Consider the following 17,192-nt stretch of genomic DNA (forward strand, 5'->3'; position numbering starts at 1 on the left):
CAGTTAATCGCGCGGAGTGCACACATGATTCATCCTGTCATCATGGCCGGCGGCACCGGCTCTCGCCTATGGCCTTTGTCCAGGCAATTGAATCCGAAGCAGTTCCTCAAGCTGACGGATGATCATTTGTCGATGTTGCAGCTCACTGTGGCCCGTTTGGACGGTATGGAGTCTGCAGACCCACTTCTGATCTGCAACGAAGACCACCGGTTTCTGGCGGCCGAACAGATGCGGCAGGCGGGTTATAACGATGCACGCATTATCCTGGAGCCATGCGGGCGTAATACCGCACCGGCGATTGCCCTTGCAGCCCTGCAACTGGTGAAGGCTATCGATGACAGTGCCGACGACCCACTAATGCTGGTATTGGCCGCAGATCATTTGATCCAGGACGTTGCAGCTTTCCAGCAAGGCATCCAGAAGGCGATTCCTCTGGCACGGCAGGGAAAACTCGTCACCTTCGGCATTGTTCCCAGCCACGCAGAAACCGGTTACGGCTACATCGAACAAGGAAAAGAGCTTGAAGACAGCTGCTTCAGTGTCGATCGTTTCGTGGAAAAGCCCGACCTGGCCACGGCACAAGACTATCTGGCATCCGGTGACTACCTGTGGAACAGCGGCATGTTTATGTTTGGCGCACGCCAGTACCTTGCAGAGCTAGAAAAGCACCGCCCTGATATTCTATCGATTTGCCAGGCAGCGGTTGAAGATGCCAACGAGGATCTCCACTTCACACGGGTTAACGAGGCAATATTCGCCGAATGCCCTGAAGATTCCATCGATTATGCGGTGATGGAGAAAACCCAGAATGCGGCAGTTGTTGCGTTAGATGCGGGCTGGAGTGACATTGGCTCCTGGTCTGCCCTGTGGGACGTGTCCGAGAAAGATGCCAACGGCAACAGCTTGCTGGGCGATGTGATTGCCCACGACACCACCAGCACCCTGGCTCGCTCAGAAAACCGCTTGATCGCTACGGTCGGTGTGAGTGATCTGGTGATTATCGAAACCAAAGACGCCCTGCTGGTTGCCCACAAAGACAAGGTGCAAGACGTTAAAAAGATCGTCGAGAAACTGAAAAACGAAGGCCGTAATGAGCACATCAACCACCGGGAAGTTTACCGTCCGTGGGGCGTCTACGACTCCATTGACAGCGGTGAGCGTTACCAGGTCAAACGCATTACAGTGAAACCCGGCGCAAAGCTGTCCGTTCAAATGCACCATCACCGCGCGGAACACTGGATCGTGGTGAGCGGTACCGCCAAAGTGACCAATGGCGAAAAGACTTACTTGGTGACGGAAAACCAGTCCACCTTCATTCCGGTTGGCCAGGTCCACTCACTGGAAAATCCTGGTGTCATCGACCTCGAATTAATCGAAGTTCAGTCCGGCTCCTATTTGGGTGAAGACGACATCGTACGCTACGAGGATCGGTACGGCAGGTCATGAGCAAACTGAAGTACTTTATGATCGCGGGCATTTTAAGGCTCGTGAGTTTTTTGCCTTTGCGGGCCGCTCAATTTATCGGCAAATGGCTTGGTGCGCTGGGCTGGGCCATGAATGGCAGGTCACGCAAGACGACCGACACCAACATTCGCATCTGCCTACCCGAATTGTCTTCGGCGGAGCAACGCCAGCTGTCCAAAGATTCCATGGCGCACACCGGCATGACCGCCGCAGAAATCCCGCTAATGTGGGAGTGGCCGGTAGATAAGTGCCTGGGGCTGATCAAGGAAACCAGAGGGTTGGAGCTGGTAGATGAAGCGCTGGCCTCCGGCAAAGGCCTGATCTTGCTGGCACCCCACATTGGCAATTGGGAGTTGGTCGGCTTACTGTTCTCGTCTCGCTATAAAATGGCCTCGCTTTATAGCCCCCCGCACATTAAAGAATTTGAGGATTATATGATCCGAGTTAGGGGCCGCGTTGGCTCCGAGTTGGTGCGCGGCGACCGCCGGGGTTTACTCAGGCTGATGGGCATTCTCAAAGAAGGCGGCGTAGCAGGAATTCTCCCCGACCAGTCGCCGCGGGGCAAAACCAACGCCTACGCGCCTTTTTTCGGAATGGAAGTGCGTACGATGACGCTGGTCAATAAACTCATGCTTAAAACGGGCGCCAACGTTCTGGTAGCCTTCGCCGAGCGGCTCCCGCAAGGCCGGGGATTCCGCATCGTCGTCGAAGAGGCAGAGCCCGGCAACGGCGATCCCGACGCCATTGCGGCAGCAACAGCTCTCAACAAATCAGTAGAGAAAGTCGTCCGGATGGCACCAGCTCAGTATCAATGGGAGTATAAGAGGCTGAGGCACCGGCCGCCTGGAAATCCGAACCCGTATTATCCTGATCGGACCTGTTAATAATGACGTGTCATCACTCTATCGCCCCAGCCCTCTTGTTCACAGGATTAGCGGGAGCGCTCGCATCCTCTAGCCTGCTTGCCGCCAGCATCTTAGCGCTCGCAGTCCTCGGTATTTACCTGATTCAAAAAGGTACCCTAAAAAAACACGAATGGGATACCCCAAAGGAGCTACGCCTAATCCATTTCGGGTTCTGGTTTTTTGTTCTTTCCAGCTTTATAAGCTGGACCATCGAAGGTTTTTCTTATGAGGGGGCGAAGACCTTCGGAACCCATGCCCGATTTATTCTTTTCTGGCCCTTAATCATTGCTCTGACTGCATCAGGTATACGTGCAAAGCAACTGTTCACTATCTTCGGCGGCTCTTGTCTGATGATCCTCGCCCTTTTCGCCTATTACACGCTGGCCAGCCCTCTTCCCTCGATGAGCTTCCTGCAGGAGCGGTTCGGCGCAGCCATCAACCCGATACAGTTTGGAAATCTGGCCCTTTTGCTCTCGGCCATTGGCGGGGTATCGGGCCTCTTTCTTTTGCGGAACCATCAGCGCGGTTTCGGCACAACCATCATTGTTCTTGCCGCTGGCGCGTTCTACGTAGCCCTACTAAGCCAAACACGCAGCAATCTGCTAGCTCTGCCCGTTCTCTTGTTGCTGGCGATGTTATTGGTCCCGAAGCCAGCTCGGCTTCCCTATGCCGCACTACTCATTGTTCTAGGAGTTATCGCCACCTTAGCAAGCGATCGCTTCACCAATTCCGCTGAAGACATGCTTGCAGGTGAGTTCGATAGCAGCATAGAGCTACGGTTTGAAGCTTGGGAGACCGCAACAAAAGTATTTGCAGAGTACCCGCTTTTAGGTTCCGGACTAGCCGGCTACCACGAGGCGGCCGTAACCCGCAGCTCTCCAGAATTTCTTGCTTGCTGCACTGATCACGCCCATAACGACATACTGCACATAGCCGCTAACAAGGGATTGGTTGGTGTTCTTAGCTGGCTTTTTTTAATCATCATTCCGTTTGTAGCATTTATACGGCAAACCAATCCTCGAAATTCGAACACCGTTCGAAGCCTGGCTACTGCTGGAGCAATGATACCGGCTGCCTATTTTATATTCGGCCTTACCGAGGCTACGTTTGACCAAAGCCTATTTCTAACTTTTTACCTAGCGAGCGTAGCTGCAATTGCGGCGGCACTATTTAACGAGCTAGCGTCCTCTTACACCCGCTCCCGAAAAGTCAAAGTTTCCGCCACGATCATCACAATGAACGAAGAGGATCATATTGAAGCGTGCCTAGCATCCGCTCGACAGGTGGCCGACGAAATTATTGTACTGGATAGCGGCAGCTCAGATCGGACGGTTGAGATCGCCCAAAAATATGCAGATATTGTGGAAGTCACCGACTGGCCCGGCTTCGGCATCCAAAAGCAACGAGCACTGGAGAAAGCTACCGGCGACTGGGTTCTGTCGATTGATGCCGACGAGCGCATCACGCCACAACTCGCGCAAGAGATCAACCACACGCTTTCTAGCCCAGATGCAGATGCCTACAAGCTGCCATGGGCGGTAACGCTGTACGGTACGAGACTTGACTTCGGGCGCAGTGGCCGTGCCCCTTTGCGGCTTTTCAGAAGAGATGGTGTCCGCTTCTCTGATGCAATGGTTCACGAAAAAATTCTAATTCCATCCGGGCGGACAACGAGAGCCCTCAGAGGCCGCCTCACCCACTATACACATAGGAATTTCGGGCATGCGTTGGAAAAAAGTGCAAAATACGCGTGGCTAGGATCACAAGAAAAATTTAGGAAAGGCAAAAGAACACGAACGCTTATCTACCCAAGTTTCCGAGGGATCCTAACGTTTGTGCACGTCTATTTTATTCGCGCGGGCTTTTTGGATGGAGCTGTGGGCTTTCTGGTAGCTGTTACCTACGCGCAAGGCTCTTTTAACAAATACGCTGGGCTCTGGACATTAACCCGAACAGAGTCTTCAAAAAAATAGCGCCCAAGACAAAGCGTCAGTCACTTACTAGCGCTTTGTCTATCGAGTGCCCCTTGCTTCTTCAACTCACCACGAAATTTTTGCCACAGCTTGATACGACGCAGGATATTCAACGGTTTTTTCTTAAGTGGCACTGGAGTTTCCAGCATCTCTTCTACAGCATCAAGAACACGAGCAGACGAACACCCATCCGCAAAGCTATGAAGCCTCCCAAAATACTGGCGCATAGCCTTTAGCAACTCTGGCTCGCGCTTTAGCGCCAGCTGCAATGCCGCTTCAACTTCTTCAGGCCGCTCAATATCAATCACTTGAGGGCCGGGTATTTTAGTCCGATAAGTAACCACAGGAATGTCTAGCGCCATGAACTCATACATGATAGACGATGTATCGCACAGCATGACATCTGCAACGCGCATGTAAGGAACGAAATCATCAGTACTTTCAATAAACACCAAGCGTTCATTAGCTAGCTCGCGGTACTGAACCACCACATTTTCACACATTTTGGGATGTAGCGTGACGATGAAATTCCATCGACCCGAATCACGCATTTGCGAGATCGTTTTGACCAGGTCAGGAGCAGATGTCACGTCCCTGGTGAATGTAGATGCGTAAAAAACGACCGGCAGATCAGAACCTGGAAACAATGTCGCTTTCCTAACATTCGCAGCCGGACGAATAATACTATCCAGCTTCGGCCAACCGGTTTTACGGACAACAAAATGAGGATGTTCCTTTGCCCTCAGCCCGAACTGCTGCGTATCCACTTCCGCCATGGTGCAATACAAATCAAACCAACCACGAATCCGATAGTGGGATTGGCGCGATGGATCCATCCCCCTTTTGTTGATGGGAAAGCCGTGAAAAACTTTCACTTTGAGTCCCGGAAACGAGGGGGGCACCCAATCGCCAGGCGCAAAAACAGCCTCCGGTTGGAATGCCACAACATCGGAAACAGAGTTGAGTCGAAGCTCCGTTGGTAAAAGGGGACTAGCGCTACACCCCGCTATAAACCACGCCACCTCTCCTCCTCGTTTACGAATCTCGTCTTGCAAGGGCCTCAGGATCGAATATGAATAGGACTGATTTACAAAGAAAAGATAACGTCGCATTAGATCAACTCATTAGTGAGTTCACGGATCAGCTGAATTGTGTTGCTAACTGTCATTTCGAGAGAAAAATCCATTTCGATACGCATACGCCCCCGCTCGCCCATCCGCTTTGCTTGATCAACGTTACTCGAAAGTCTCACCAATGCATCGGCCAAGGCCTTCGGATCTCGCGTGGGAACAACATAGCCTTCAACGCCATTGGTAACCAGTTCCGGCATCCCTCCCGCCTGAGTGACGACAACCGGCCGGCGATAAGCCATTGCTTCAATCACCACTCTTGGTAGGCCTTCGCTTTCGGAAGGTAGTACCAGCGCATGGGTCGCGCCAGCGACTTGAGGAGCGTCTGTTCTGTAACCTGAAAAGCGAATGCGCTCACTATGCCGACACGCTTTCACCTGCGCGACTAATTCCGCATTCTTTTCTAAATCGCCTACGAGGAGAAGATGTAGCTGGCAACTATCCGGCACCAGATCCATTGCTTCAATGAGCGTTGAGAATCCTTTACCCGGTCTATCCCGTCCGATGCAACTGACAACGAAAGCATTTTCTGGAAATTGGAACGCACTTAAGCTGGCTGGAGGAGTATCGTACCAAGACAGGTCATGGCCTTTATAGATTGTGACTGCTTTACGCGAGTTTCCTGTGAAAGGCAGCTTCCCAACCGATTCTACGTAACGTTGAACCGCTTTAGACACGCAGACAACACGATCTAAACGAGGGTGAAGAAAGGTAGTCCAAGACTCCGGCTTGAGAAGCCCCAAGTTACCGATCACCCCACGATAAGCCATCACCTTTACATCAAAGCCCTTGCTTGCCCGCAGTGCACAAGCCAATGCCCTAGGGTTAAATGCATAGATTACCGTGTATGAGGCAGCCTTCAGCACCTCTCGAATAACAGCCGTTCCGCCGCGATCAAAGCGACCTTTTAGTTGAAGCGGCCTAACATCTACCCCCCCATCAATAAAAGCGCTATAGTTTTTTCCTGTGTCATTTGCCAACAGAGTCAACGGTAAGCCAGCTTCTGCCATACCTATGATTAAACGGCTTTCTGCAAGGTCCGATCGGTCGGTAACAATTAACGCTCGAGCTTCCATTAAATTAATACTTACTGTTTCGGCTGATGTTTCACAGGACAACCAAGTACCTTCGGGCTCAAGGCAACCACGGGACCTGCACTAATTTTGGGTTACTCACTTGTTCCCTTCATAGCCATCCATAAATGACTCCCAGACTAGGGATACCAAATCATCGCCCGAGACTTTCCTTAGAGAGCGCGCAAACCGATTCAGATTGTCGACTTTCCACTTCTGCGATGCGCCGGCGGGCATAATATTGCCCTTATCAAAATCGATCAGGAAAAAGTGATGCCCTACAACCAATACGTTAAAGCAGTTCAGGTCAGCATGCCGCACTTCTGCATCGTGAAATCGGCGAATCGTTTGACCGAGCCTGCGCCAGTCAGCAGGCTCAAGCGAACCTATGATATCCCCCAAAGGCTCAGCCCCTTCTATACGCTCTATGATAATGGCGGCTTGATACTGAATAGGTGACAGTTTCTTATACCAAGCAGCCACTGGTGCAGGCACAGGCAAACCGATAGCTTGCAACTGACTAAGAATCCGAAATTCTGAGAACGAACGGACATTCCTTTCGCCCGTGTACATGTAGGTTCTCCGGAAAATACGGGCAACAAGCCCACCACGCAGATATGCCCGCAAAACGAACTGATCGTCCCCAGCACGGATAAACCAAGCACCACCGCGCCCTCCACTGCTTACGGGTGCTGCCTTATCCCCCCAAAATTCCGGCACAAACCAATCTGCGGTTATTTCATGGCCGAACTCGGGGTTAGTCAGCATGGAAACGTTGGCATCGATGTTTGGTACTTCAGGCTCGGACATACATTCCCGTGTAGCTGTGATATAGAACCATACACACCATTACCACCACTAGGACGGCAGCAAGCAGGTAAGATAGAATACGGTATAGTTTATCAATGAACTGACACAAAGCTCCACCAGCGGTTTTTTTTGAGCCCGCTGGTTTCGCATCGGATAAGGTTTGCCTAAGAAGTGAGTCAACACAAAACGAATACAGCCAGTCGTCTCCCTCCTGCATGGCACCCGGATGAGCTGCACTTTTTAGAACAGCAGGGAATTTCAAACGCAAATCTTCACGCAGCTAACCTCACCCGTGTCAAAGAGCGGTGGATCCATAACACGCTTCGAGAGGTGTTTCTATCAAACAACGGCTACGTTTTAAAACGATACTCACACTTTCCTGGGCGCAAAGATTACCGCAAAGTTTGGAAACGAGAACATGATGCCCTTTGCCGCCTAGAAGGTCTGAACACTCCTACATCCAAGAACTATATAAGCGTACAGCATACCGCGGGCATTTCGAGTACCCTGCACGTACGAACACTTCTACCGGGCGCAACTGTTTCTTGGGACTCCGATGACGACCTCGACCACCTAGCAAAGTTTATGTCTGCCATTCACTGGCGGTACGTGGTCACGCTGGACCCTCAACAAGAAAATTTTATTCGCACAGACAATCCGGAATACCCCATCGGTTTCATAGATTTCGGCAGAGCCCGAACTTACAACGGCATGACACCTTTTATGCTCATCAATATTGGCAAAGATCTCGCCAAGCTCAGTATTGAGGGCGGCCTAACTCCCCAACAATTTGTGACGTTTTCTAACCACTATAACCGCTACATCAACCTCAATCCTTTACAGGACGCTCTCGTCCGGTTAAGCATTCGCTACTGGAAAGGCCGGCATAATCGAAAGCAAAACCGCAAAATTTCCCGCGCCCATAAAATCTAAAAACATTAACGCTGAGTCTAGTTCAATTTGGTGCACAGCCCACTGCGCGTCGGCTCAGGAGCCAAAGTAGGTGAATTCCACTACATTTCGCTAAAAACTTGCTTCACGAGTATAATAGTCTTCAAATTTTTTGTTCGAGCTGTGGTATCCATGACGACTAGATTGCATTATCGCGGTTACTCTGTCGCAACCTCGCTGCCCGATCCTGCGGCAAAGGAGCTTATGGATAGCTTTCTAGACAATAGCTATGAGAAAATTAAAATAATAAAGGATAACAAGCACAATTTCGTAGCTCAGGCCCAAACTCCTAGCCTCCCTAACGTGATCGTGAAACAGCCACGCAAACGCAACTCGAGGCGCTGGGAGCGGTTCCTTACTCTTTTCCGACCCGGCGAAGCTGTCCGGATATACAATAGCCATCTCAAGCTTCTGGAACTTGGATTTAATTGCCCAGAGCCGCTTTTGGCAGCCGAGCAGCAACGCGCAGGCATGGTTAGAGACAGCGTTGTTGCTTACAGATTTCAGGAAGGACGCTCAGCACGCGGTGAAGATACCGAGCTCGTCTCATACGAACTACAACGCTTACATCAGAAAGGCTACACACGAGGTGACCCAAAAGCCTTGAATTTTATAGTACACGACGGAAGCGTTTACTTCATAGATTTCAAACTGGCAAGGCCGTCCTGGTTCAGAAAACACTCCATCCGCATGGAGTATGCGCACTTCCTACATACAATGCCTGAAGGCATCCGATATCTACCCCCAAAAGAGCAACATTCGCCAGGATTTTTGTTCGCTGCTTGGCTACGTAGAACGGTTTCCAACCTTAAGAAGAAGAAAAGGATTTGGCGGGAAACGACTCAAAACCGAACAAGGAAACTCAAAATCACTCGAAGAGCCGTTTGGGTTATCGTGGGAGCCATCTTTATGTACCAAGCCTTTCTCTCAACATAATTTATTCCTAGGCGGACCGGTCATTAGGCGCTAGCAACCGCCATCCCGCTATCTGTTGAAGCCGCACTCTCTGAGGTAACCGTTTTGGGCAAATCTGTTTGCATCCTCCGCCTATCCGCCATCGGCGATGTCACTCACGTCATCCCGGTTGTGCTGAGCCTCCAAGAACAACTCCCCGGCGTCCAAATCACGTGGGTCATTGGCAAAATCGAAGCCAAACTCATTGGTGATTTACCGGGCGTCGATTTCGTCATCTTCGACAAAAAAGCCGGCCGTCAGGGCTATGCAGACTTGCGAAAGCAGATAAAAGGCCGCCAGTTCGATGCCTTGTTGCACATGCAGGTGGCGCTGCGGGCGAACCTGGCCGCCGCGTTGATTCCGGCGAAGATCAAAGTTGGCTACGACAAAGCGCGCAGCAAAGATCTCCACAGCCTGTTCATCAATAAACGCATCGCTCCGGCGCCCAAGCAGCACGTCAGGGATTGTCTGGCGAGCTTCCTTGAACCATTGGGGCTCAAAGCCGCCCCACCCCGGTGGCACATTCCGCTGTCGGATGCCGATCATGAGTTTGCGCGTAGCCACTTGGCAGCCGACCGTAAAAACCTGATCATCAGTCCCTGTGCCAGCCACACACTCAGGAACTGGCCAGCGGAGCGCTACGCACAACTGGCAGATTATGCCATCGAAACTTACGGCATGAAGGTCATTCTCGTCGGCAGTCCGGCGCCCTTTGAAGCCGAGTACTGCTTGGCGATCGAAAGTGCCATGAAACACAAGGCGCACAATATCTGCGGCAAAGACACTCTGAAACAGCTTACGGCTTTAATGAGTGAGGCTGATCTTGTGGTTGCACCGGATACAGGCCCTGCTCATATAGCCAGCTCGGTTAAGACTGATGTCCTGGGAATATTCGCTGCCAGCAACCCTCATCGGTCAGGGCCATACAATTCTCTGAAATGGTGCGTAAATCGCTATCCGGAAGCACTCCAAAGGTTCACAGGCAAAACGGTGGAAGAAGCGCGCTGGGGCGCCAAGGCAGAGTTCGAGGGGGCGATGGACTTGGTGTCCGTTAAAGACGCTACCGGAATGCTCGACCTCTGGGCGCGTGAAGGAAGGCAAATGTCATGCAGCTAACCTACCAGCGGTTGCTAGAACATTCTTCTGGGCACTTGCACGCTGGATTGATCTGGGTGTCAATGATTTTCTGCGCAACCTACGCCTTCGCGGAGCTCATCTACCCGGATATCGGTAGACTTGCTGAAGGGGGGCTGTTGGCGGCTACAGCATTCGCGCTAATTTTCGGCATGCGCGCAAAACATCTTCGTATTCCCCTCGCCCTTTTGGCTTTAAGCTTAGTAGCAGAAAGTGCTAGCTGGGTGGCATCGTTAAACTCACCCGCTTTCGGATTTGAGCCTGATGCAGCCCCAAGGATAGACCTACTGAGTAAGTGGTTTCTGTTTTTAGTTATGGCCTTCTGGCTATACCGCTTCCCTTTCGGTGTCAGATTCTTCTGGTTAGCCGCAATAGCCGGCACTAGCCTCTTGCCGTGGGTAAACGGCGATGCTCTACAGGAATTCCAATTGGCCCTCAACAACCAGCGCATTGATGCCGGCACAATGAATGCTCAACATGCCGCAATGATCTCTGGGATATTATTGATCGGCGGTTTGGCCCTATTTATCCAGTTAGCACAGAGTCGTCAGCGCAAATATACGTTTGCTCTCGCGGCAATATACCTTGTGACATCTGGGCTATTCTTCCTCTTCGCAACGCAAACACGAGGAGTGTGGCTTGGGACAGCCATAGCTTCGGTCGTCATAATAGCGCTCTATTTCTTTCTCACCAAGAAATCTCGCTCTCGATCATTATCGAAACTCTCACTACTGGCCATCCTCACGGTATTACTCTGCGGCGTGACACTCGCACTCAACTCCAACCTTGCAAACCGAATACATAATGAGGGCAGTTCACTTGAACTTGTCCTTGAAGGAAAAATAGACCAGCTGCCACTTGATAGCACAGGAGTGCGGGTGCGATCTTGGTATTACGCTATCCCTTGGATTGCTCAGAAACCGTGGTTCGGCTGGGGCCCTGATGGAAGCAAGCTCATAATGCAGGAGTCGGCCGCCCTCCCCGAATCGCTCAAATCGAAATTTGGCCACTTACACAACACCTATTTAGACATACTGGCGCAATATGGTTTTTTCGGATTGTTACTTTACTTTGCATTGTTGATCTGGCTTCTTATGCATATAGCGACATCTTACTCTCAAGGCGCCATGCCGCTGAGCGCATTCCTCTTCGGCGCAGGAACGCTTATATACTGGCTCTTTATCAATTTCTTCGAGTCCTACATATTTTTCTCAAGCGGGAAGTATGCGCTCACTATTGTGTTTGCAGGACTCTCATCATTCACACTATCGCCAAACGAACCTCGAAGGTTAAGCGATTAAAAGATTCTCTTTGAAGGCAAGCTATGACCAACCAAACAGCAGCCCCGACAGATCCGGTCCATATCGCTCTATGCTGCGATGAAAACTATGCTGCATACGCGACAACTGTGATGATATCAGCGCTGGAAAACACACAACGACCCGAGCGTCTCAATTTCTTTCTGATTGCTAACAAAATTCAGGATAAAACCAAGCTTCAGATGAAAAATGAAATATCGAAACGCGGTTCGTCTCTGGCCATGCTTGAAGCCACAGACACGACATTTGACGGGCTTCCGGTACATCGTTTCGGTCAAGCTGTTTACCAGAGAATCCTGCTGGGTGAATACTTACCTAAAGATATCAAAAAGATCATCTATCTCGATTCAGACTTAATGATTCGCGATGACATATGCCTTTTATGGGAAACAGACCTTGCAGGTCTTCCAGTTGCGGCCGTCGAAGACCTCTCAAGATCTGCAAGCACCACTATCGGCGTTCCACGTCAAGAGTACTTCAACTCAGGAGTACTTGTAATGGACCTAGAACAGTGGCGTGACAAGGGGATTCACTGGAAAGTTGCGGATTTCGCAGCAGAGAACGCTCACAGCCTTCAATATGTTGACCAATGCAGCCTAAACGCCATACTTCACGCAAGTTGGAAAAGGCTCCACCCACGCTGGAACTCTCAAGCCAACATCTACAAAATTCTCAGAAAATACACAGAAGGCAGTGGCTACAGCGTTTCAGAACTCGAAGAGGCTGTTGCTTGGCCCGCCATCATTCATTACACCGGCAAGAAAAAACCGTGGCTTAAACACTGCTTCCACCCCTACAAAGCAGAGTTCTTAAAAACGCTAAACGAAATATCTTGGGCGACGCAGCATCCATCATTAAAAGACACCCAAGAGGCGGTGCGATACTACTCAGCGATCCGCGATCACTGGAAAAATGCGAGCAGGAAAAGGCAAGCAAAAAACCTCCGGGAAAAAGTCCAAAAACCAGCAAGCTGATCACGGCGCTCTTGCGCCCCTTAATTAGGGGGCAAGAGCATGTCTGTCAAAAATCAGCCACCCGCTTTACTTACGAGCGGTGTAATCCTGATAAGACTTCTCTTCAACAAAGCGTGAGCCCAGCGCCAGGTTCACTTCTTTCTTGATGGCCGCTCGCTTGTCGTTGGTCACATAGACAGCACGAGCCAGCTCAATGAAACGTGGGCCGAAGTTCTGGTCCGCTTCTTCATCGCGAATGTCGTCTTCGATTACCCAAAGCTCTTCGTTAACCGCTTTCAACTGCTGACGAAGATCCGCAATCTCGGCTGCTTTATCTTTTACAGCCTCATTCCAGGTTGCGCTCAACTCATCCAGCTCCAAACGCACGTTCTGGAGCTTGGCTTCGTCTTTGATGCGTTCGGATTTGATCTCAAGGATCGTGATTTTATCCAACACTTCACCGAAAGAAACCGGTACCTTAATTACATCTGCCATTGTCTTGCCCTGTTTTTCCGTGAATTCAATATAACGAAGCCGCCGGAACTGAAAGCACCGGCGGCCACTTTGGAACAGCTAACAGCCTTACCCTTTGACGTGAGTCAGCCACTCAGAATGCTGAGCCAGCTTACCCTTAACCGCGTCAAAATACATGCTTTGAAGCTTTTCAGTAATCGGGCCACGCTTGCCTTCGCCAATGGCTCGACCATCCAGCTCGCGAATCGGCAGAACTTCGGCTGCGGTTCCGGTAAAGAAGGCTTCTTCCGCAACGTACACTTCGTCACGGGTGATCCGTCGTTCTTTCACCTGCAAGCCCAACTCTTTGGCGAAATCGATGATGGTGGCGCGGGTAATACCTTCCAGACAAGAGGTCAGCTCAGGCGTATGCAGCACGCCGTCACGCACGATAAAGATGTTCTCACCGGAACCTTCCGCAACGTAGCCTTCGTTATCCAGCAACAAAGCTTCTTCGGCACCGCCGGAGATGGCTTCGTTCAACGCCAACATGGAGTTAATGTAGTTACCGTTCGCCTTCGCCTTACACATGGTGATGTTCACATGGTGGCGCGTGTATGAAGAGGTGCGCACCTTGATGCCCACTTCTTTAGCTTCAGGCGACATGTAAGAAGGCCAGCTCCAGGCAGCAACCATCACGTGCACTTTGAGGTTGTCGGCACGAAGGCCCATGCCTTCGGAACCCAGAAATACCATGGGCCTCAGATAGGCTTCGTCCAGATTGTTTTCACGAACAGCCGCGCGCTGGGCTTCGTTGATTTCGTCTTTGCTGAACGGCATCTGCATGTTCAGGATGTGGGCCGAGCGGAACAGTCGGTCGGTGTGCTCTTTCAGGCGGAAAATCGCCGGGCCATTGGCGGTATTGTAGGCTCGCACCCCTTCAAAACAGCCGAGGCCGTAGTGCAAGGTATGGGTAAGGACGTGAGTTTTGGCTTCGCGCCATTCAACCATTTCACCATCCAGCCAGATAACGCCATCGCGATCAGCCATCGACATTTCTTTTCTGCTCCTAAAAAAGCGATTTTCGGGGAACTCGCATTCTAGCAGGAATACCGGCCAGAAATAAATTTAGCTTGCTAATCGAGCATGACTTTTTTCCACATCTTTTCGATATAACCACGCTCTTCGGCAAACCGCTCCCCCTCAACCCGGCTGCTCAGGTTCTGCAGTGCCCGCCGGTGAATCGTTGACCGCAAGACAATGAACGCTTCTCGCAGCTTCTCAGTATCCGCCACTTCGAGCACTCCTGCCCGCCCTAACTCCTCTAATTGGCGAATGTTATCGCTCCATTGAGTCAACTCCGGGTGCTCGCTACTCCAGGCCAGCATCAGGTATTGCACCATGAATTCGATATCCACAATGCCCCCGAAGTCGTGCTTAACATGAAACTCTTCGGTCCTTTTCAACTCAGGCGTGCCGAGGTTGGCACGCATTTTCTCTCGCATATCGACAACTTCCTTACGCAACGCCGGTTTGTCACGCTTGGCACATAAAATGTCGTGTCGCACGCGCTCAAATGCTGCCAAGGTATCACTACAACCGGCAACCCCTCGTGCGCGTGCCAGAGCTTGATGCTCCCAGGTCCATGCATCCTTCTGCTGATACTTCTCGAACGACTGCAGCGTGCTAACTAGCAGCCCCGAATTGCCCGACGGCCGCAAGCGCATATCCACTTCGTACAATTGCCCGGACGGCGTTTGCGTGCTGAGAATGTGCACAATGCGCTGGCCGAGTCGGGTATAGAAAATGGCATTATCAATCGGCTTGTCACCGTCTGTCGTTAACAGCGGATCGGACTGATGCACAAACACCAAATCCAGGTCCGAGGTGTACCCCAGCTCGATGCCGCCTAGCTTGCCGTAGCCCAGGATGGCGAAGTCAGTATCGCAGGCAGTGCCATCTGAGCGTTGGGGACGTCCGTGCCGGCTCACCAGATTCGAAAAGGCCACATCCACCACATGGTCCAGCACCACCTCGGCGATCCAGGTGAGATAATCACTTACCTTCATCAGCGGTAAGGTGCCTTTAATCTCCGAAGCAGCTACTCGTAGTGTGTGGGCTTTTTTAAAGTGCCGAAGGGACTCCATTTGCTCTTCAAGATCTTCATACGGAATGCGCAACATCTGTTGGCGCAAATCATCCTGTAGCTCTTCTTTTGCCGGCGGGCTGTAAAGGCTTTCTGCATTCAACAATTCGTCCAGCAGCAGCGGCGTATCCGCCAACAGTTTGGCAATCCACGGGCTTTCACTGCACAACCTGACCAACTGAGTCAGCGCATTGGGGTTTTCAACCAGCAGAACCATATAGGCGGTTCTGCGCAGAATAGCCTCCACCAGCAGCAATACCCGCTCCAGGGTTTCCGAAGCGTTGTCCACGTCGGTGAGCGCGCTCAGCAGCAACGGCATGAACTGGTTAAGCCGCTTGCGGCCCTGGGTTTGCATCGTTTGCACGGTGCGACCGTTATGCAAAGTTGCCAGCAACCTATAACTGCCTTCGGCGTTTTCGTAGCCTTGCTCAGCCAACCACTCGATGGCCGTAGCCTCATCCATTTCCCACAACCACAACTCAAACCAGCCATCGTCTACCGATGCATCGCCCTCACTTTCGTCATCTTCGGTGGCGATGATGTTGGCAAAATGCAGCGCTACCCGCTCCCGATGGCTGGCAAGCGCCGTCTCGCAAGCGGTCCAATCGTCAAACCCCATAATGCGCGCGATCCGGGCCTGGCACAGGGGGTTGTCCGGCAGGGTTTGGGTCTGCTTGTCTTCCACCCCTTGCAAGGCGTGCTCGATGTTTCTCAAGAACACATAAGCTTCGCGAAGCTCCTTCACCACCGACGAGGGCAACAGTTCCAGCTCTTCCAGTTCTTTGAGTATATTCAGCAACTCGCGCTGCTGCAGTTCGCGATCACGTCCGCCGCGGATCAACTGAAAGGCTTGCACCACAAACTCGATTTCGCGGATACCGCCGCTACCCAGCTTGATATTATCTTCCAGCCCTTTGCGGCGCACTTCCCGGCTGATCATCGCCTTCATATTCCGGAGGGACTCAAACGCACTGAAATCGATGTATTTTCGATACACAAACGGGCGCAGGCTTTCGATAAGAACGGCGCCCGCACGCTGATCACCCGCGACCACTCGCGCCTTCACCATGGCGTAGCGCTCCCAGTCGCGGCCCTGGTCCTGATAGTAGGTTTCCAGTGCCGCGAAACTCAGCGCCAAGGCCCCACTCTGGCCATAAGGCCGCAACCGCATATCAACCCGAAATACAAAACCGTCGGCAGTGATTTGATCCAGAGCCTGAATCAAGCGCTGCCCCAGGCGAATGAAGAACTGCTGATTATCCAGAGCGCGGCGACCGCCCCGGGTCTCGCCGTTGGATGGGAAAGCGAAAATCAGATCGATATCCGAGGACACATTCAGCTCACGCCCCCCGAGTTTGCCCATGCCCAGCACCACCATACGCTGGGGCGCATCCTCTCCGGTGACCGGGTCTTTACCCCAAGGCGTGCCAAATTCATCGCAGGCTTTGCTATAGAGCCAGTCCAGTGCCCCATCAATACACACATCCGCAAAAGCACTGGTGGCAAGCATGGTTTCGTTGAGATCTGCCCAGCCCATCAGATCGCGCCAGATAATGCGAAACTGTACTTCACGTCGAAACCGGCGCAACGCACTGTGCAAATCCGGCTCGGCTTGAACCGAATCCAGATAACTGGCCCAGCGTTCCGTCAACCATGCCTCGGTGGTGGGCTCGGTCATTGGGCGACTGGCAAACACTTCCCGCATGCAGTCAGGGTGGCGCTGAAGGGTTTGACGCAAAAACACGCTGCGCGCCATCGCATCTGCTATGTCCGGCCCGGATATCACGGTCAGCCACTCGGGCACACCGCTTGGAAATACCGACGACCAGCAGGCCGACACATCTTCAGCAAGCACGGCCGGTAGCGATTTCCATGGCTCGGACATAACGCAACTCCCTTATCTCTCTGATATATTCCAAGTACTGTA

14 protein-coding genes are annotated in these 17,192 nt (G+C 51.8%); 8 read left to right on the plus strand and 6 right to left on the minus strand.

The window, feature by feature from the left end; translation table 11 throughout:
• The first annotated feature begins 24 nt into the window (after positions 1 to 24).
• Genes JAO79_RS14460 through JAO79_RS14470 form a run of 3 tightly spaced genes read left to right on the plus strand, consistent with a single transcriptional unit; the run spans position 25 to position 4,342 of the window.
• The gene (locus JAO79_RS14460) at positions 25 to 1,446 is read left to right on the plus strand and encodes a mannose-1-phosphate guanylyltransferase/mannose-6-phosphate isomerase (RefSeq protein ID WP_199007962.1); all 1,422 of its coding nucleotides are present in this window, start codon (positions 25 to 27) and stop codon (positions 1,444 to 1,446) included.
• Positions 1,443 to 2,348, plus strand: a complete 906-nt coding sequence (locus JAO79_RS14465) for a lysophospholipid acyltransferase family protein (protein WP_199007963.1) — start codon at positions 1,443 to 1,445, stop codon at positions 2,346 to 2,348. The genes JAO79_RS14460 and JAO79_RS14465 overlap by 4 nt, the downstream gene beginning before the upstream one ends.
• A gap of 2 nt (positions 2,349 to 2,350) precedes the next feature.
• The gene (locus JAO79_RS14470; RefSeq protein ID WP_199007964.1) at positions 2,351 to 4,342 is read left to right on the plus strand and encodes an O-antigen ligase family protein; all 1,992 of its coding nucleotides are present in this window, start codon (positions 2,351 to 2,353) and stop codon (positions 4,340 to 4,342) included.
• 20 nt (positions 4,343 to 4,362) lie between these two features.
• Here JAO79_RS14470 and JAO79_RS14475 read toward each other — a convergent pair whose 3' ends face one another.
• From JAO79_RS14475 to JAO79_RS14485, 3 genes are all read right to left on the minus strand, one after another.
• Positions 4,363 to 5,454 (minus strand): CDP-glycerol glycerophosphotransferase family protein, encoded by a 1,092-nt coding sequence (locus tag JAO79_RS14475; RefSeq protein ID WP_199007965.1) that lies wholly within the window; start codon positions 5,452 to 5,454, stop codon positions 4,363 to 4,365.
• The gene (locus JAO79_RS14480) at positions 5,454 to 6,548 is read right to left on the minus strand and encodes a glycosyltransferase family 4 protein (protein WP_199007966.1); all 1,095 of its coding nucleotides are present in this window, start codon (positions 6,546 to 6,548) and stop codon (positions 5,454 to 5,456) included. The genes JAO79_RS14475 and JAO79_RS14480 overlap by 1 nt, the downstream gene beginning before the upstream one ends.
• A 96-nt stretch (positions 6,549 to 6,644) precedes the next feature.
• The gene (locus JAO79_RS14485) at positions 6,645 to 7,355 is read right to left on the minus strand and encodes a 3-deoxy-D-manno-octulosonic acid kinase (protein WP_199007967.1); all 711 of its coding nucleotides are present in this window, start codon (positions 7,353 to 7,355) and stop codon (positions 6,645 to 6,647) included.
• A gap of 171 nt (positions 7,356 to 7,526) precedes the next feature.
• Here JAO79_RS14485 and JAO79_RS14490 point away from each other — a divergent pair, with 171 nt between their 5' ends.
• The 5 genes from JAO79_RS14490 to JAO79_RS14510 all read left to right on the plus strand — a co-directional run bounded on the left by JAO79_RS14490 (position 7,527) and on the right by JAO79_RS14510 (position 12,687).
• The gene (locus JAO79_RS14490) at positions 7,527 to 8,288 is read left to right on the plus strand and encodes a hypothetical protein (protein ID WP_199007968.1); all 762 of its coding nucleotides are present in this window, start codon (positions 7,527 to 7,529) and stop codon (positions 8,286 to 8,288) included.
• 150 nt (positions 8,289 to 8,438) lie between these two features.
• Positions 8,439 to 9,242, plus strand: a complete 804-nt coding sequence (locus JAO79_RS14495) for a lipopolysaccharide core heptose(II) kinase RfaY (RefSeq protein ID WP_199007969.1) — start codon at positions 8,439 to 8,441, stop codon at positions 9,240 to 9,242.
• An 84-nt stretch (positions 9,243 to 9,326) separates the two neighbouring features.
• Entirely contained in the window at positions 9,327 to 10,376 is a 1,050-nt protein-coding gene (locus tag JAO79_RS14500; RefSeq protein ID WP_199007970.1) for a glycosyltransferase family 9 protein, read from the plus strand.
• The gene (locus tag JAO79_RS14505) at positions 10,367 to 11,695 is read left to right on the plus strand and encodes an O-antigen ligase family protein (protein WP_199007971.1); all 1,329 of its coding nucleotides are present in this window, start codon (positions 10,367 to 10,369) and stop codon (positions 11,693 to 11,695) included. Before JAO79_RS14500 ends, JAO79_RS14505 begins: the two co-directional genes overlap by 10 nt.
• A 23-nt stretch (positions 11,696 to 11,718) precedes the next feature.
• Positions 11,719 to 12,687 carry a glycosyltransferase family 8 protein gene (locus JAO79_RS14510; protein WP_199007972.1) on the plus strand — a complete coding sequence of 323 codons (969 nt, stop codon included), beginning with the start codon at positions 11,719 to 11,721 and terminating at the stop codon, positions 12,685 to 12,687.
• A 66-nt stretch (positions 12,688 to 12,753) separates the two neighbouring features.
• On the opposite strand, the gene JAO79_RS14515 is transcribed toward JAO79_RS14510, so the two are convergent.
• The 3 genes from JAO79_RS14515 to glnE all read right to left on the minus strand — a co-directional run bounded on the left by JAO79_RS14515 (position 12,754) and on the right by glnE (position 17,150).
• Positions 12,754 to 13,161 carry a DUF6165 family protein gene (locus JAO79_RS14515; protein ID WP_199007973.1) on the minus strand — a complete coding sequence of 136 codons (408 nt, stop codon included), beginning with the start codon at positions 13,159 to 13,161 and terminating at the stop codon, positions 12,754 to 12,756.
• Positions 13,162 to 13,248: 87 nt separating this feature from the next.
• Complete coding sequence (locus tag JAO79_RS14520) at positions 13,249 to 14,175, minus strand: branched-chain amino acid transaminase (protein WP_199007974.1); 927 nt, start codon at positions 14,173 to 14,175, stop codon at positions 13,249 to 13,251.
• Positions 14,176 to 14,255: 80 nt separating this feature from the next.
• Positions 14,256 to 17,150, minus strand: a complete 2,895-nt coding sequence (gene glnE, locus JAO79_RS14525) for a bifunctional [glutamate--ammonia ligase]-adenylyl-L-tyrosine phosphorylase/[glutamate--ammonia-ligase] adenylyltransferase (protein WP_199007975.1) — start codon at positions 17,148 to 17,150, stop codon at positions 14,256 to 14,258.
• Positions 17,151 to 17,192 lie beyond the last annotated feature (42 nt).

The sequence above is a fragment of the Marinobacter litoralis genome (genome assembly GCF_016427555.1).
GTDB classification, from domain to species: domain Bacteria; phylum Pseudomonadota; class Gammaproteobacteria; order Pseudomonadales; family Oleiphilaceae; genus Marinobacter; species Marinobacter litoralis_A.

What these genes read in the sequence shown, in the direction of transcription:
- JAO79_RS14460 (WP_199007962.1), top strand. Translation starts at nt 25, where the DNA reads ATGATTCATCCTGTCATCATGGCCGGCGGCACCGGCTCTCGCCTATGG.
- JAO79_RS14465 (WP_199007963.1), top strand. Translation starts at nt 1,443, where the DNA reads ATGAGCAAACTGAAGTACTTTATGATCGCGGGCATTTTAAGGCTCGTG.
- JAO79_RS14470 (WP_199007964.1), top strand. Translation starts at nt 2,351, where the DNA reads ATGACGTGTCATCACTCTATCGCCCCAGCCCTCTTGTTCACAGGATTA.
- JAO79_RS14475 (WP_199007965.1), bottom strand. Translation starts at nt 5,454, where the DNA reads ATGCGACGTTATCTTTTCTTTGTAAATCAGTCCTATTCATATTCGATC.
- JAO79_RS14480 (WP_199007966.1), bottom strand. Translation starts at nt 6,548, where the DNA reads ATGGAAGCTCGAGCGTTAATTGTTACCGACCGATCGGACCTTGCAGAA.
- JAO79_RS14485 (WP_199007967.1), bottom strand. Translation starts at nt 7,355, where the DNA reads ATGTCCGAGCCTGAAGTACCAAACATCGATGCCAACGTTTCCATGCTG.
- JAO79_RS14495 (WP_199007969.1), top strand. Translation starts at nt 8,439, where the DNA reads ATGACGACTAGATTGCATTATCGCGGTTACTCTGTCGCAACCTCGCTG.
- JAO79_RS14505 (WP_199007971.1), top strand. Translation starts at nt 10,367, where the DNA reads ATGCAGCTAACCTACCAGCGGTTGCTAGAACATTCTTCTGGGCACTTG.
- JAO79_RS14510 (WP_199007972.1), top strand. Translation starts at nt 11,719, where the DNA reads ATGACCAACCAAACAGCAGCCCCGACAGATCCGGTCCATATCGCTCTA.
- JAO79_RS14515 (WP_199007973.1), bottom strand. Translation starts at nt 13,161, where the DNA reads ATGGCAGATGTAATTAAGGTACCGGTTTCTTTCGGTGAAGTGTTGGAT.
- JAO79_RS14520 (WP_199007974.1), bottom strand. Translation starts at nt 14,175, where the DNA reads ATGTCGATGGCTGATCGCGATGGCGTTATCTGGCTGGATGGTGAAATG.
- glnE (WP_199007975.1), bottom strand. Translation starts at nt 17,150, where the DNA reads ATGTCCGAGCCATGGAAATCGCTACCGGCCGTGCTTGCTGAAGATGTG.